A 13,989-nucleotide genomic window follows, 5' to 3' on the forward strand; every position below is an offset into this window, starting at 1 on the left:
TTGCATTGCATGAACACGCGTGCAATTGTGCACACGTGTTCAGACCGATTTGATGGTGATTCCGTGGACAGTTTTCACTCTGCCGATACGCTTCAGGCGCGGGCCGATCTGTGTCGCGCCGTCATCCGCTCCGCCGGAGAACTGGTGCTGAAGGGGTTCAACGGCGAGACGGGCCGCAGCGTTTCCATGAAGGGCCCGCAGGACTTTTTGACGGTTACGGATGCCGCATCGGAAGCGCATATCCGCGGCATGATCGAGCGGCATTTTCCGCAGGATACGGTGTTTGGCGAAGAGGGCGGCGGGGAGATCGGCGATAAGGTTTGGGTCGTCGATCCGGTGGATGGGACGGCCAATTTTGCCAGAGGCATTCCGCATTTCTGCATCTCGATCGCCTATGTCGAGAATGGTCGCACCGAAATCGGCGCCATCTACAATCCGGCGCTAGACGAGCTCTATTTCGCGCGGCGCGGTGAGGGAGCGACGCTGAACGGAAGACCGATCCTGGCCGCCGGAACGCAGCGTTTCGACGCAGCCTCGATCGAGATGGGGTGGTCGACGAGGGTTGCCAACGAGGTCTATCTCGGGGTCGTCAAGAACCTTCTCGATATGGGGACGAATGTTCGTCGTTCGGGCTCCGGCGCGCTCGCGCTCGCCTATGTCGCGGATGGCCGGTCGGACGGCTATATCGAATTGCACATGAATTCCTGGGACTGCCTTGCTGGCCTGCTGCTGGTCAGCGAGGCTGGTGGTGACGTTTGCCCGTTCTTCGAAATCGGCAGCCTGAGGGATGGTGGCGCGGTGCTTGCCGCCGCCCGGGGGGTCTCGGCCGGCGTCAGCGCGGCTTCGGCCATTCCGCTCTCGGCAGGCGATGGAGACGGAGCGTGCCGAGCAAGCTCTGTCGCCTGATTTGACGAGGATGATAAGCGGCCGAGCCGGTCGCCGCGAGGAGGGACTTGACCATGGACGGACCGATTTACGAGCGCCCTGCCATCAGCAGGATTGCTGAGGGTCTCGGGCCGCATAGTGCCACCCTGTATATCGGGGGGAGCAGCGGAGCCAGCGACATGGGTCTGCTGCGGGCACATGGCATTACCACGGTCGTCAACTGCGCGGTGAACCTCGACATCAATCTTGTGCCGGATCTAGCAAGCGAGGGCGACGTGCTGGCCACCGGCTATGGCGGCATCCGCTATTACAAGCTCGGCCTCATCGATGGCGAGGGAAGTCCCGATACGATGATGCTGGGTGCCTATTACATTCTCGACGGCGCGCTGCGCCAGACCATGCCGAAGCGGGAGACCTATCCTTTCCCGGATGGAGGCAATGTCTTGATCAACTGTCGCAGCGGCCGCAGCCGGTCCGTTTCGCTGGTCGCGCTTTTCCTCCACAAGCAGCAGGCCAAGCGCTTTCCCACCCTTGATGATGCCGTGGCGCATATCCGGACAATGCGGGAGCTGCGGGAGGACGAATGGTTCGAGACGCCGAAGCCCAGCCTCTATGAAGCCGCGCGGCGCGCCTCGGCATGGATCGATCTGATCGAGGCTCGAGAGAAGGCGTGAGCATGGGCAACACCGGATTTCCTCCCGTCGCTATCATTGCCGATGCGCATTTCCACGACACGCAGGCCGATTTCGGCTTTTCCGGCGTGGCGATCAATGGCCAGCGGATGACCCTGCGCAGCTGGTCGGAAACGCGGTTGTCCACCCGCGTCTTCAATGAAAGCGCTGCGGCATTGCGTGAGGCGCTCGACCGGGTGGCGGAACGCCGGATCCGCCATGTGGTGCTGCTCGGTGATTACAGTGACGATGGTCAGCGCGGCACGATGCAGGCGCTTCAGGACATGCTGACCTCCCATTCGCGAGCTTATGGAGCCCGGTTCTATGCCTTGCCCGGCAATCACGATATCTTCGGTCCGCAAGGTCGTCACCACACCAAGGAATTTTTAGGCGAGGGGGGAGAGCGCCTTTTCGTCACGAGTAATGGGGCCTCTGCCGGAAAAAACACCGTCGTCAGTTCCGCCATGTATTGCGAGGGCTACCCGGCGGGTCTGTCCCCGATGGCGGCGTTCGGCTATTTCCGACGCGCTGACGACCTTCATTGGGAGACGCCGTTTGGGGCGAGCGACGCCGTTGAAGACCGGACTTATTCCCTCGCCTCGCCGGATGGCCGCAATCGCTACCGGCTGATGGACGGATCCTATCTCGTCGAGCCGGAGGCCGGTCTCTGGCTGCTGATGATTGACGCCAACGTCTTCGAGCCGGTGAATGGTCATTTCACCGCGGGCGAGGAAGCGGCGTTTACCGACAGCACCTCCGGCGGATGGAACGCGATGCTGCGCGCCAAACCCTTCATGTTCGACTGGCTGTCGGATGTCAGCCGCCGGGCGCGGGCGCAAGGCAAGACCCTGCTCGCCTTTTCCCATTATCCTGCGCTCGATCCCTTCGATGGAGCCTGCGATGCCGAGCGCCTGCTTTTCGGCGACACCAATGTCGTGCGCCGCACGCCGGTCAAGGCGGTCGAAGAGGCCCTGGTCGCGGCGGGAATTGCGGTTCACTTCAGCGGTCACCTGCATGTCGAGGGTGTGACGCGACGCGGTGCGGGCGATCGCACGCTCACCAATATCGCTGTACCCTCGCTTGTCGCCTTTCCGGCGGCCTTCAAGATCCTGCATGCCTCGGCACGACAGGTCGATGTGGAGACCGTCGAAATATCTGACATGCCGTTCGACCGGCGACTGGGGCAGGCCTACGCCCTTGAGGCGCAGGTCTGCGGCGAAGCGGCGGATCCCGCCTTCGACGCTGAGGATTACGGCGCCTTCCTCCTGCACCACAAGCGCGCGCTTGTCCGCCACCGCTATTTTGTCAAGGAATGGCCGGCGGAGATCGTCGAGGCAATCAGCACCCGCAACCTCGGCGAGGTCTGTGCTTCGCTGATGGCCGCCACCGTTGGTCATCGTGGCAAGGGGAAGGAGTGGTCGGAGCTGCCGATGATCGACCTGCCGATGATCGATCTTATCGCCGACTGGTACTGCCTGCGACAGGGAGCCTCGCTGGCTTTGCCGCATATTGCGAAGGAGAGGTTGGCGCTCTATCGAAAACTGGCCGATGCTCTTTGCCTTCCACGAGATGCGCAACTCGGTCCGGTCGAGACCTTTCTTACCTTGTTCTTCGACACTCTCCGGCGCTTGCTCGATCGCGCCGAAAGCGCTTCGCCGCGCTTGTCGCTGCCCATGGTCGGCTCGGGGACATGTGTGCCGGCATAGCCGGCAATGTGAGGTGGGTGGATGGAATCGGCCTTAATCAGCATCAATCTCTTCGGCGCCGTCGCACTGCTGCTGTTTGGTCTGCGCCAGATCAAGGACGGAACGTCGCGCGCCCTGGGGCCAAGGCTGCGCACCGGCCTTGCCGCCGGCACCAGAAGCGGCCGGCGCTCCATTCTCGCCGGCTTCCTTGCCACCATTGCCCTGCAAAGTTCGACGGCGACGGCGCTTATGGTTGCCTCTTTCGTCGAAAAGGACATGATCGTTCCGGCCATGGCGCAAATCGTCATGCTTGGCGCCAATATCGGGACCGCCACCACGGCCTGGATTGTCTCCTTCGGGCTTGGCTGGTTGTCGCCGCTGCTGCTCCTTGCCGGCGTCATCATGATGCGCATGGCGTCTTCGACGAAGCAGGCGGCAGGAAGCGCGTTGGTGGGCGTGGGACTGATGCTGCTGTCCCTGCATCTTCTGTCGGCGGCCACGGATCCGATCCGCCAGTCACCCTCGCTCACGCTCTTCATTGCCATGCTCGCCAATGCCTGGCCGGTCGCTTTGCTGTTTTCGGCGGGACTTGCCGTCCTTGCCTCGTCGAGCCTTGCCGTCGTGGTTCTGATCCTCTCGCTGGCCGCCAGCGGCAGCATCGATCCGAGCCTGGTCATCGTGCTGGTCCTCGGGGCCAATCTGGGCGGCGCCGTGCCTCCGGTAATCGCCACCATGGGTGCCTCGGTCGCCGCTCGCCGTGTGACGCTCGGCAATCTCATCATCCGAGTGATCGGTTGTGCCGTCGTGCTGCCCTTTGTCGGCTATGGCGCAAACCTGCTGGAACTCAGTGCGTTTTCGCATGACCAGCTTGCCGTCGAAGCCCATCTGGTGTTCAACCTCGCCGTGGCGCTGGTCGCCTGGCCGCTATCACCGCTTGCGCTGAGGCTGACGGCGGCGATCCTGCCGGAAAAGCGACCGGCGGAGGATCAGCGGAGCTTTCTCGATGCGCATGATCTCGACCACCCCGTCGCCGCGCTTGCCGGGGCAAGCCGCGAGGTGATGCTGGTCGGCGACCTGATCGAGCGCATGCTGCGTCAGGCTTCGGACGCCATGATCCGCAACGACATGGCGCAGTTGAACGAGATCAGCGCGCTGGAGGGTCGTGTGGATCGGATCCAGCACGAGATCAAGGTTTTCGTCACCAAAGTGGGACAAGGGACGCTGAGCGACCAGGATTATCGCCGCTCCATGGACATTGTGGAATATGCGATCAACCTCGAGCATATCGGCGACATCATCGAGAAGGGCATCCGTCCGGAGATCGCCAAGAAGGTCGGGCTTGGTCTACAATTCTCGCAGGCCGGGCAGGAGGAATTGCTGGGACTGTTCGCCATCACGCTCGATAATCTGCGAATGGCACAGACGGTCTTTGCGACGCATGACGGAGACCTGGCCAGGCGTCTTGTCGAGGTGAAAGAGGATGTGCGCCGGCTGGAAAAGCAGTCCTCGGCGCGTCACCTGCAGCGCCTGCGCGAGGGCCGGGCGGACAGTATCCAGACAAGCTCGCTTCATCTGGATCTCCTGCGGGACCTGAAACGGATCAATGCCCATATCGTATCGGTTGCACTTCCCATTTTGAGCGATAGCGGTCTCCTGAACGAAAGCCGCATTCGCCAGGTCAGCTGAGCCGGCATGAGCCTCAGCGGGCCGTGGCCCGTTCCACCATGCTTACCGGCACGACCTGAAGACGTGTCTCCGGCGCGTCATTGTCCAGCGCTGCAAGCACTTTCTCCGTCAGCGCATCGAAGGATTGGGCGATGGTCGTCAGCTGGTAGCTTTTCCAGCCGGCCTGGGGGATATCGTCAAAGCCGACGACCGAAAGATCCTGCGGCACGCGCCGCTTCATTTCCAGCCGGGCGGCATCCAGAAAGCCGAGTGCCAGCAGATCTGTGACGCAGAAGGCGCCGTCGATCTCCTTGTCCGCCAACAATTCGCAGCCGGCCTTGTAGCCTGTTTCATAGGTGGTCGGTCCATCGGACCAGGGAACCACTTCGATATCCTCCGCAACCATGCGGGTGGTGAAGGCCCTGGCGCGTCGTAGCTGCGCCGGCGTCTGGCTGCCGCTGGTAACGACGGCGACCTTCTTGCATTTGGCCGCCCGCAGCCGCATGGCCGCCAGATCCGCGCCATGCGAATCGTCGCTCAGGACGATATTCGTATCCGTTCGGTCCATGCTCTGGTTGATCAGGATCAGGCGTACGCCGTTGGCGATGCATTCGTCGACGATCGAGGCCGGCGGCTCGCCCGAAAGCACGACGATCGCCTGGGCGCGGAATTCGAAGAGCAGTTCGATCAGCGGCGCGATGTCCTTGCGCGCATCCGCGGCATTGAGCAAGAGACATTGCGTTCCGCGCCGGAGAAGGCCCAGGCTGAGGGCATCGAGTTGCCTGGAAATGAAGGGCGAGCTCAGATTGGCGCCAACCACGCCGATCAGGTTGGAGCGGTCGTTGTTCAGTCCCTGCGCCAGACGGTTGACGCGGTAGCCGAGTTCCTGCGCTGCCTTGAGCACCTTCTTGCGCACAGCTTTCGATACGCTGCCGCCGGGCGTGAAGGTGCGCGACACGGTGGAGCGCGATACGCGCGCACGCTTTGCCACTTCTTCCGCAGTTACGAACCCACGAGCCATCGATCTGTCCCTGTCCATCTCGTCTCACCACAGGCCACAAAGCTTGGATATTTCCAATCCCCAAAATTCCGATCCTGCTGCAGCACTGGAATAATCTGGGCTTCTTACCGGTAGCCGGCCCCGGCAGCACAGCCTTCCAAGGCCGCGGCGGGTCGACATAGCCGATATTTCCCACAAGCATCCATGCAATTGGTCGCGCGTGCAATAAAAATCGTATAGAGGCGCAGTTTTATCAAACGATATCAGTTAGATAAAATAGTGAGCGCGCGTGCATTTTAATGATTGACAAAACGAAGCCCAGAACGGATCATCATCCTGTCGCCGGACCGAATGGAGCAGACATCCAGAAAGTCCGGCGATCATGAATGCCGAAGCATTGGCGTTCGCGAGGGGCTGGCGGGCCGGGAGTCCCGCCGGGAGGATTGAAGACATCGCTGGAGCTGACGCTTGAGGCTGCCAATTCGCAGCCCGCGCGGGCGCGTTCACGCGTCCAAGTGCGTGACGCTGCGATAGATGGCCTGTGGAGGAATGATGGCTTTCCTGAGTGACAAAACCGAGGCGCGAACGCTGGGGAGCAGCGCGTCCACCGCGCCCTCCGCGTGGCAGGCCTGGCGTTACCGGCTGAAGATCGCGCTCCGCGAGCCAACCACCCTGATCGGCCTGCTGACGGCCCTGCTCTTCACCTATCTGATCGTCGTGCCGATCATCTCGATCGTACTGGATTCCGTCCGGGTCCAGTTCGGCCACGAGCGCCGCCTCGGCAAGGATGTGGGTGAACTGACATTCTATTACGTCGACCGGGCCTTCTTTTCGCCCGTCGCGACCGACCTTTTCTGGCGGCCTTTGTTCAATACCTTGACGGTGGCGCTAGGGGCAATCTCGCTTTCCCTGGTGATCGGCACGGTGCTTGCCTGGCTGATCAGCCGAACCGACATGTTCGGCCGCCGCTGGTTCGCCACCGCCCTCATCGTGCCTTACATGCTGCCCGCCTGGACCTTCGCGCTGGCCTGGACGACGCTGTTCAAGAATCGCACCGTGGGCGGCCAGCCCGGCTGGTTCGAGGCCATGGGGTTTACACCGCCGGACTGGCTTGCCTATGGGCGGGTCCCGATCATCGTGATACTGGCGCTGCATTATACGCCATTCGTCATCCTTCTCTTCGGCTCGGCGCTTCGCCGGTTCGATTCTCAGCTCGAGGATTCCGCCCGCATCCTGGGGGCCCGCCGTTATCAGGTCGCGGTCCAGATCATCTTGCCGCTGATGCGGCCGGCGCTTCTGTCGTCGATGGTGCTGATCTTCGCAAAGTGCCTGGGCGAGTTCGGGGTGCCTTACGTGCTCGGCCTGCCGGTCAAGTTCGAGGTCCTGTCCACTTCGCTCTTCCGGAGCATAGCCTCCCGTCAGACGGGTGTTGCCGGGGTCGTCGCGGCGTCGATCATGCTGATCGGCATCATCACCCTGATGATCGACGCCAGGCTGGTCCGCGAGGCGCGCCGCTTCGTCACGATCGGTTCCAAAGGCTCGATGAACCGTCAGAGCCGCCTGGGCAGGCTTCGCCTTCCGGCCACGGCGTTTGCGGCGGCAATCTTCATCCTGAGCGTCGGAATGCCCTTGCTGACGCTGGTACTCTCGACCGTGATGAAGGTGCCGGCGCGCTTCACGCTCGACAATTTCACCCTGGATTACTGGATCGGCACCGACCTCCATACGGTCGCCCTGCAGACCGGCGTCCTGCTCAGCCCCGATCTCTGGGCTGCGGCCAAGAATACGCTGATGATCGTCGGCCTCGCATCGGTGACGTCGGGCGTGCTCGGCCTGCTTGTCGGCTATGTCGTCATCCGCACGCCAATGCGCAGCCTGTCCACCTTTCTTCGGCAGGTGACTTTCCTGCCATATCTCGTGCCGGGAATCGCGTTTGCGGCGGCCTATCTCTCGCTGTTTGCAGTGCCTCGCGGCCCGGTCCCCGCCCTCTACGGCACAGTCACCATCCTGATGCTCGCCTTGATTGCCGATCAGATGCCCTATGCGTCCCGTGCCGGCATTTCGGCCATGACGCAGCTCGGAAAGGATCCCGAAGAGGCGGCGCAGATTGCCGGTGCCGGTTGGTTCCGGCGGATGATTTCGATCGTCATCCCGATCCAGAAGGGCTCGCTCGTCACCGGCGTTCTGTTGCCCTTCATCTCGGGCATCAAGGGGCTCAGCCTGTTCGTCATCCTGGCGGTGCCGAGCACCGACGTTCTGACCACCTTTTCGCTCCGCCTGGTCGATTATCACTATACGCAGGCAGCCAATGCCGTGGTGCTGATCATTGCCGCGATCGCCTATCTCGGCACCCTGCTGGCGCAGAAGCTGACCCGCACAAATCTTGCAGAAGGACTTGGAAGCTGATGCCTACGATCAACCTGCGCGGCGCGCAGAAGAACTACGGTGTGAATGCCGCGAACGCCGTGGCCGATCTGGACCTGGAAATCCGCGACGGCGAATTCATGTGCCTGCTCGGTCCCTCCGGCTGCGGCAAGACGACGACACTGCGGATGATCGCCGGCCTCGAGAACCTTTCCGGCGGCGAGATCCAGGTGGGAGAACGCGTCGTCGATTCCGTATGCCAGGGCATATTCGTGCCGCCGGAAAAACGGGAAATGGGTCTGGTCTTTCAGAGCTACGCGCTCTGGCCGCATCTGACCATCGAGCGCAACACGGATTTCGGCCTTCGCCTGCGCAATCTGCCGAAGCAGGAGCGCGAGGCGCGGGTTGAGCGGGTCATGCAGGCGCTCGACATTGCCAAATATCGTGACCGCTATCCGTCGCAGCTATCGGGCGGCCAGCAGCAACGCGTTGCGCTGGCCCGCATGCTGGCCGTCAATCCCGGCGTGCTTCTTCTCGATGAGCCGCTCTCCAACCTCGATGCGCGGCTGCGGCTGGAAATGCGGGCCGAATTGAAGCGCCTGCATAATGAGTTCAAGACGACGATCATCTTCGTGACCCATGATCAGTGGGAAGCCATGACCCTGGCCACCACCATTGCGGTGATGAACGAGGGCACGCTGCAGCAGATGGGAACGCCCAATGATATCTATGACCGTCCCGCCAACCGGTTCGTTGCCGAATTCGTCGGGAGCCCGCCCATCAACATCCTGACATTCGGCAGGCCGGGAGTATCCGACATCGCGGACAAGGCGGAAGCCTTCTTCTCCAGCCATTATTCGAGCCTGCGCGGAATAGGCTCGATCGGCATGCGACCGGAGGCGCTGGCCTATTCGCGGGATAAGCAGGACGTTCCGGCCGGCAGCTTCAGCATGGAGATGACGACCACCGGCGTGCTGCCTACCGGCGGCAGCTGGATCCTGGAATTGAAGAGCGACAATCACACGCTCTTCCTCACGACCCATGTCCTGCCGCGAATCGAGACGGGCGAAAGGGTCTTTGTCCACGCGCCGCCGGAAGCCCTTCATGTGTTCAACGCCAAAGGCGAGCGCATGGACGAGGCAGACGCTCTGCTGAGGCGGACCATGCACAGCTGACAGGAATGAGACGGGACGCTTGCTGAAGGAGGACAGTATGAAGCGGGCAATGAAGGTATATTCGGGCACAAGGATGCATCGGCTTCTGGGAACGGCCGCGGCACTGACGATGCTGGCAGGAGGGGCAGGGGCGGAGGAGGCCTTCAACCTCGAAACGCTTGTCGAGGCGGCCAAAAAGGAAAAGGCCATCACCGTCTATGACAGCACCGGCAAGATCGTCGAAATGGCGGCGAATTTCGCCAAGGCCTATGGTCTTTCCGCAGAGGGCTCGAAGGTCAAGGCCACGGCGCAGCTGGAGATGATCATCCGCGAGGCGCGGGCCAACAATATCCAGGGCGACGTCTCCATCATCAGCGATGCGCCAGCTGCCATGGCCCAGCTGATCCCGCAGGGCTTTGCCGAAAGCTGGCTGCCGCCCGATCTGGCCAGCAAGATCGCGCCGGAGCACCAAAACCCTTTGACGGTGGTCAACAGCGCCAATGTCTGGGCCTATAATACCGAGCTCTTCGACAAATGCCCGGTATCGAACATCTGGCAGCTTACGGAGCCCGAATGGAAGGGCAAGGTTGCCATGCAGGACCCGCTCGGCAAGGCGTCCTATGTCGACTGGTTCAACCAGATGGCAATGCATGGCGACGAAGACGTGGCCTCCGCCTACAAGGCGCTTTACGGCAAGGATCTCGACACGAAGGAACAGAGCGCTACCGCATCGTGGATCAAGGCTCTTGCATCGAATGCGCCATTGTTGACCGATGCCGATGCGGCGGCCGCCGATGCTGTCGGCGCCCCTGGCCAGTCAAAGCCCTTCATGGGACTGATCAGCTCGGCCAAGTTCCGTGACAATGCCGACAAGGGCATGAAGCTCGGCCTGTGCAAGGATCTGAAGCCTTGGCTTGGCTGGCTCTATCCCGGTGTCGGGCTGATCACCAAGGGCACCGACAGTCCTAATGCGGCCAGGCTCTTCATCCATTACGTGATGACGGCGGAAGGGATCGCGCCGCAGGCGATCGACGGAAAAATGTCCACCAATCGCGATGTCGGCCTGCCGGCGGATGAGCCGTCGGGCATCGGTGCCGCGCTCGACCAGCTGCTGCCCTACAGCATGGCGACCGCTCTGTCGGATTGGGACGAGCGGGAAGGCTGGCAGGATTTCTGGCGGATGAACTACCACAAATGACTGGCGGACCGGAGAGTATCATGACCAACCATGCCAATGTAACAAGCTCGCATCGCAGGAGAGCCGTCGCGGCTGCGGCGATTTTCACGTCCCTGTCCTGCGCAGGCTCCGCTTTTGCTGAGCAGGCCTTCGATCTCGACGCTTTGATCGAGGCGGCGAAGAAGGAGCCGCCGATCACCGTCTACGCAGTGACCGGCAAGATCGTCGATACAGCCCAGGCCTTCACCACGAAATTCGGCGTTCAGGCGAGCGGCAAGAAAGTCAATGAGGCAACGCAGATCGAATTGCTGATCCGCGAGCATCAGGCGGGCAATGTCGTCGGCGATGTCAGCCTTGCCACGGATGTCGCCTCTGCCATGGGCGAATTGCTGCCCCAGGGCATCGTCACCAACTGGGCGCCGCCGGATCTTTCCGGCGATATTGCAGAAAACCTGCGCGACCCGCTGGTCGTCGTCTACGATCCGCATGTCTTCACCTACAATACCGAGAAATACGACAGCTGCCCGGTGACCAACATCTGGCAGCTGACGGAGCCGCAGTGGAAGGGCAAGCTTGCTATGCTCGACCTGTTCGACAAGCCGCTGTATGCGGACTGGTTCAACCAGATCGAGAGCCATCATGACGCGGAAATGGCCAAGGCCTACGAGTCGCTTTACGGCAAGCCTCTCGACACCAGCGGCCAGACGGCGACCGCGGCCTGGGTCAAGGCTTTCGCGCAGAACGGACCGATTCTTTCGGACTCCTCGACGGTTGCAGAAGCCGCCGGAGCGCCAGGCCAGGCGGATCCCTTCTTCGTCATCACCTCGACGGCCAAATATCGCGACAACCAGTCCAAGGGGTTGAAACTCGGCTTCTGCTCCGGCGTAAAGCCTTTTGCCGGGTTCCTCTATCCCGGCTTCGGCCTGATCGCCGCGCAGACCAAGAGCCCGAACGCCGCCAGACTCTTCGTTCGCTACCTGATGACGGAGGAAGGCATCGCGCCGCAGACGGCGGATGGCAAGATCTCCGGCAATTCGAAAATTGGCCTGCCGGCAGACGAGCCTTCCGGTATCGGCAAACACCTCGACACACTGATGGCATTCAGCGCGGCCACCGCAGCCGAAGATCTCGATAAGCGGGAAGGCTGGCAGGATTTCTGGCGTGTGAATTACAAGAAATAAAGCTTGCGGCAGGTAGGCCTGCCGATTTCCTTGGGAGGGGAGAGCATGAAACATTCAAGACGTTTGGTCATCCTGCTGACAACGGCAGGTCTGTACTGCGGCGCTTCGGCTGGTGGCCTGCAGGCGCAGGACGCTTTCAATCTCGACGCTCTGATCGCAGCGGCGAAGCAGGAAGCACCGATCAACATCTATGACAGCACCGGCAAGATCGTCGAAATGGCCGAAAATTTCAGCGCCAGATACGGCCTGAAGGCGACGGGCATGAAAGTGTCGGCCAATAGCCAGCTGGAAATGATTATCCGTGAAAGCCAATCCAACAATGTGCAGGGCGATGTGGTGCTGATCACCGACGCTCCGGCAGCGCTTGCGCAATTATTGCCGGAGGGTTTTGTCGAGAATTACCTGCCCGGCGACATGGCATCGAAACTACCGGAGCAATTCCAGAACCCGCTGGCGATTTCGACCAATGCCAATGTCTGGGCCTATAATACCGAAGTCTACGACAAATGCCCCGTTGCCAATATCTGGGAGCTGACGGAAGTCAGGTGGAAGGGCAAGGTCGCGCTTGTCGACCCTTTGACCAAGGGCACCTATACCGACTGGTTCAACCAGCTGGAAACCCATGGCAGTGACAAGGTCGCCGCCGCCTACAAGGCACAATACGGCAAGGATCTCCAGACGAGCGAAGAAAGTGCAGCCGCAGCCTGGATCAAGGCCTTGGCACAGAACGCGCCGCTGGCGACGGATGGCGATGATCCTGTTGCCGAAGCCGTTGGAGCGCCTGGACAGAAGGAGCCCTTTTTCGGCCTCCTGAGCTCTGCCAAGTTTCGAGACAATCAAGACAAGGGCTATAAGCTCGGCATCTGCACCGGCCTCAACCCCTGGGTCGGCTGGACCTATATCAAGCTGGGACTGATCGCCTCCAAGACCAAAAGTCCCAATGCGGCCCGGCTCTTCATTCACTATATCCTGACGGAAGAGGGCATTGCTCCGCAGATGAAGGACGGCAAAGTGCCGACCAATACCGACATCAAGATGCCGGAAGACGAGCCCTCCGGTCTGGCAAAGGTCGCCGACAATCTTCTCGGCTACAGTTCCAGAACCGGGCTCGACGATTTTGACCGTCGTGAGGAATGGCAGGATTTCTGGCGCGTCAATTACAAGAAGTAACAGCCTGCCGCGTGCGTGCATGAAGTGCCCGGCGCGGCTCTCGTCGCGCCGACTTTCCCTTTTATGACAGGAATTGAGAAGAATGCCCAGCGACACCAGCCCCATCCGCACAACACCCGCAACGGCCGATGCAATCACTCGATCCCGGCGCCTGATGGAGGTGGCAAAGCAGGCGGCGCTTTCGGTCCGCGATCCACTGCTGGACGCCTTTCGTTCCGTCATGGGCGTCGACTACAAGGTGGACCTGCATGACATCGTCACGGTGCACGACAAGCGGGCGGAGGCGACGATACGGTCCTTCATCCTGGAGCGCGAAGCAGGATCTGCGATCATGGGCGAGGAGGGAGGCCAGGTCGGGACGGGCGATATCCAGTGGTATGTCGATCCCATTGACGGGACGGCGAATTTTGCGCGCGGCCTTGCCTTCTGGTGCGTGTCGATCGCCGCGGTGATCGACGGTGAGGTCGTCGCGGGCGCCATATACGATCCGGTTTCCGAACTCATGTTCTCGGCGGATGTCAATGGCGCCTATCTCAACGGCCAGCCGATCCGCTCTCGCGCCGTTGCGGATGAAACGCGGGCCACCTTGATCACCGGCTATCCGGTCTCGCGGGATTTCCGTCTCGATGGCCGGTCGGAAGCGCTCGCCAATCTGGGAACACTCGTCGAGACCTTCTCCACGCTGCGCCGTCCCGGCAGCGCGGCGCTCAGCATTGCCCATGTCGCGGCAGGCTGGGCGGATGCGGCGGCGGGATTCGGGGTGAATGCCTGGGATGTGGCGGCGGCCGTGCTGATCCTGAAAAATGCCGGCGGCTGTTACGAGCCGCTGACCCTCGGCAAGGTCGCGCCGGGTTCCAGGGATTATCTCTGCCCGGGTTACATCGCGACGGGCGAGGGGGCCGTTTACCCGACGCTGAACCAGGTCGCCCGCTCCATCTCCGAAGGCCGCATAGCCAAAGCGGCGCAGGTAAAGGTTCAGGCCGGGTGATCCGCGGTTTGCGCAGCGACGAGTGGAGGCAGACCATCATGCATGATCG

The 13,989-nt window shown here is 61.6% G+C and carries 11 protein-coding genes; 10 read left to right on the plus strand and 1 reads right to left on the minus strand.

Annotated features, from left to right (window positions below; all coding sequences use genetic code 11):
• Positions 1 to 63: 63 nt before the first annotated feature.
• Genes QTJ18_RS03210 through QTJ18_RS03225 form a run of 4 tightly spaced genes read left to right on the plus strand, consistent with a single transcriptional unit; the run spans position 64 to position 4,927 of the window.
• Positions 64 to 906 (plus strand): inositol monophosphatase family protein, encoded by an 843-nt coding sequence (locus QTJ18_RS03210; protein ID WP_252752072.1) that lies wholly within the window; start codon positions 64 to 66, stop codon positions 904 to 906.
• Between the two features lie 53 nt (positions 907 to 959).
• A complete protein-coding gene (locus tag QTJ18_RS03215) occupies positions 960 to 1,559 on the plus strand; it encodes a dual specificity protein phosphatase family protein (RefSeq protein WP_252752071.1) in 600 nt (199 codons plus the stop codon).
• A gap of 2 nt (positions 1,560 to 1,561) precedes the next feature.
• On the plus strand, positions 1,562 to 3,262 hold the full coding sequence (locus tag QTJ18_RS03220; protein ID WP_252752070.1) for a metallophosphoesterase family protein: 1,701 nt from the start codon (positions 1,562 to 1,564) through the stop codon (positions 3,260 to 3,262).
• A gap of 21 nt (positions 3,263 to 3,283) precedes the next feature.
• Positions 3,284 to 4,927, plus strand: a complete 1,644-nt coding sequence (locus QTJ18_RS03225; RefSeq protein WP_252752069.1) for a Na/Pi cotransporter family protein — start codon at positions 3,284 to 3,286, stop codon at positions 4,925 to 4,927.
• 13 nt (positions 4,928 to 4,940) lie between these two features.
• Here QTJ18_RS03225 and QTJ18_RS03230 read toward each other — a convergent pair whose 3' ends face one another.
• A complete protein-coding gene (locus tag QTJ18_RS03230; protein WP_252752068.1) occupies positions 4,941 to 5,927 on the minus strand; it encodes a LacI family DNA-binding transcriptional regulator in 987 nt (328 codons plus the stop codon).
• Positions 5,928 to 6,458: 531 nt separating this feature from the next.
• On the opposite strand from QTJ18_RS03230, the gene QTJ18_RS03235 reads away from it, so the two are divergent.
• From QTJ18_RS03235 to QTJ18_RS03260, 6 genes are all read left to right on the plus strand, one after another.
• Entirely contained in the window at positions 6,459 to 8,312 is a 1,854-nt protein-coding gene (locus QTJ18_RS03235; protein WP_252752067.1) for an ABC transporter permease, read from the plus strand.
• Entirely contained in the window at positions 8,312 to 9,445 is a 1,134-nt protein-coding gene (locus tag QTJ18_RS03240; RefSeq protein ID WP_252752066.1) for an ABC transporter ATP-binding protein, read from the plus strand. Before QTJ18_RS03235 ends, QTJ18_RS03240 begins: the two co-directional genes overlap by 1 nt.
• A gap of 37 nt (positions 9,446 to 9,482) precedes the next feature.
• Positions 9,483 to 10,622, plus strand: a complete 1,140-nt coding sequence (locus tag QTJ18_RS03245) for an ABC transporter substrate-binding protein (protein ID WP_301557760.1) — start codon at positions 9,483 to 9,485, stop codon at positions 10,620 to 10,622.
• A 20-nt stretch (positions 10,623 to 10,642) separates the two neighbouring features.
• Positions 10,643 to 11,782, plus strand: a complete 1,140-nt coding sequence (locus QTJ18_RS03250) for an ABC transporter substrate-binding protein (RefSeq protein ID WP_252752064.1) — start codon at positions 10,643 to 10,645, stop codon at positions 11,780 to 11,782.
• A gap of 45 nt (positions 11,783 to 11,827) precedes the next feature.
• Positions 11,828 to 12,952: an ABC transporter substrate-binding protein gene (locus QTJ18_RS03255; protein WP_252752063.1), complete on the plus strand. Its 1,125-nt coding sequence runs from the start codon at positions 11,828 to 11,830 to the stop codon at positions 12,950 to 12,952.
• Between the two features lie 82 nt (positions 12,953 to 13,034).
• Positions 13,035 to 13,940, plus strand: a complete 906-nt coding sequence (locus QTJ18_RS03260; RefSeq protein ID WP_252752062.1) for an inositol monophosphatase family protein — start codon at positions 13,035 to 13,037, stop codon at positions 13,938 to 13,940.
• Positions 13,941 to 13,989: the final 49 nt, after the last annotated feature.

Source organism: Rhizobium sp. SSA_523, from assembly GCF_030435705.1.
In the GTDB taxonomy this organism is placed as follows: Bacteria; Pseudomonadota; Alphaproteobacteria; order Rhizobiales; family Rhizobiaceae; genus Neorhizobium.

Bases quoted from the DNA above. Each gene is read 5' to 3' on its own strand.
- QTJ18_RS03250 (WP_252752064.1), top strand. From the start codon at position 10,643: ATGACCAACCATGCCAATGTAACAAGCTCGCATCGCAGGAGAGCCGTC.
- QTJ18_RS03240 (WP_252752066.1), top strand. From the start codon at position 8,312: ATGCCTACGATCAACCTGCGCGGCGCGCAGAAGAACTACGGTGTGAAT.
- QTJ18_RS03215 (WP_252752071.1), top strand. From the start codon at position 960: ATGGACGGACCGATTTACGAGCGCCCTGCCATCAGCAGGATTGCTGAG.
- QTJ18_RS03235 (WP_252752067.1), top strand. From the start codon at position 6,459: ATGGCTTTCCTGAGTGACAAAACCGAGGCGCGAACGCTGGGGAGCAGC.
- QTJ18_RS03230 (WP_252752068.1), bottom strand. From the start codon at position 5,927: ATGGCTCGTGGGTTCGTAACTGCGGAAGAAGTGGCAAAGCGTGCGCGC.
- QTJ18_RS03255 (WP_252752063.1), top strand. From the start codon at position 11,828: ATGAAACATTCAAGACGTTTGGTCATCCTGCTGACAACGGCAGGTCTG.
- QTJ18_RS03225 (WP_252752069.1), top strand. From the start codon at position 3,284: ATGGAATCGGCCTTAATCAGCATCAATCTCTTCGGCGCCGTCGCACTG.
- QTJ18_RS03245 (WP_301557760.1), top strand. From the start codon at position 9,483: ATGAAGCGGGCAATGAAGGTATATTCGGGCACAAGGATGCATCGGCTT.
- QTJ18_RS03220 (WP_252752070.1), top strand. From the start codon at position 1,562: ATGGGCAACACCGGATTTCCTCCCGTCGCTATCATTGCCGATGCGCAT.
- QTJ18_RS03260 (WP_252752062.1), top strand. From the start codon at position 13,035: ATGCCCAGCGACACCAGCCCCATCCGCACAACACCCGCAACGGCCGAT.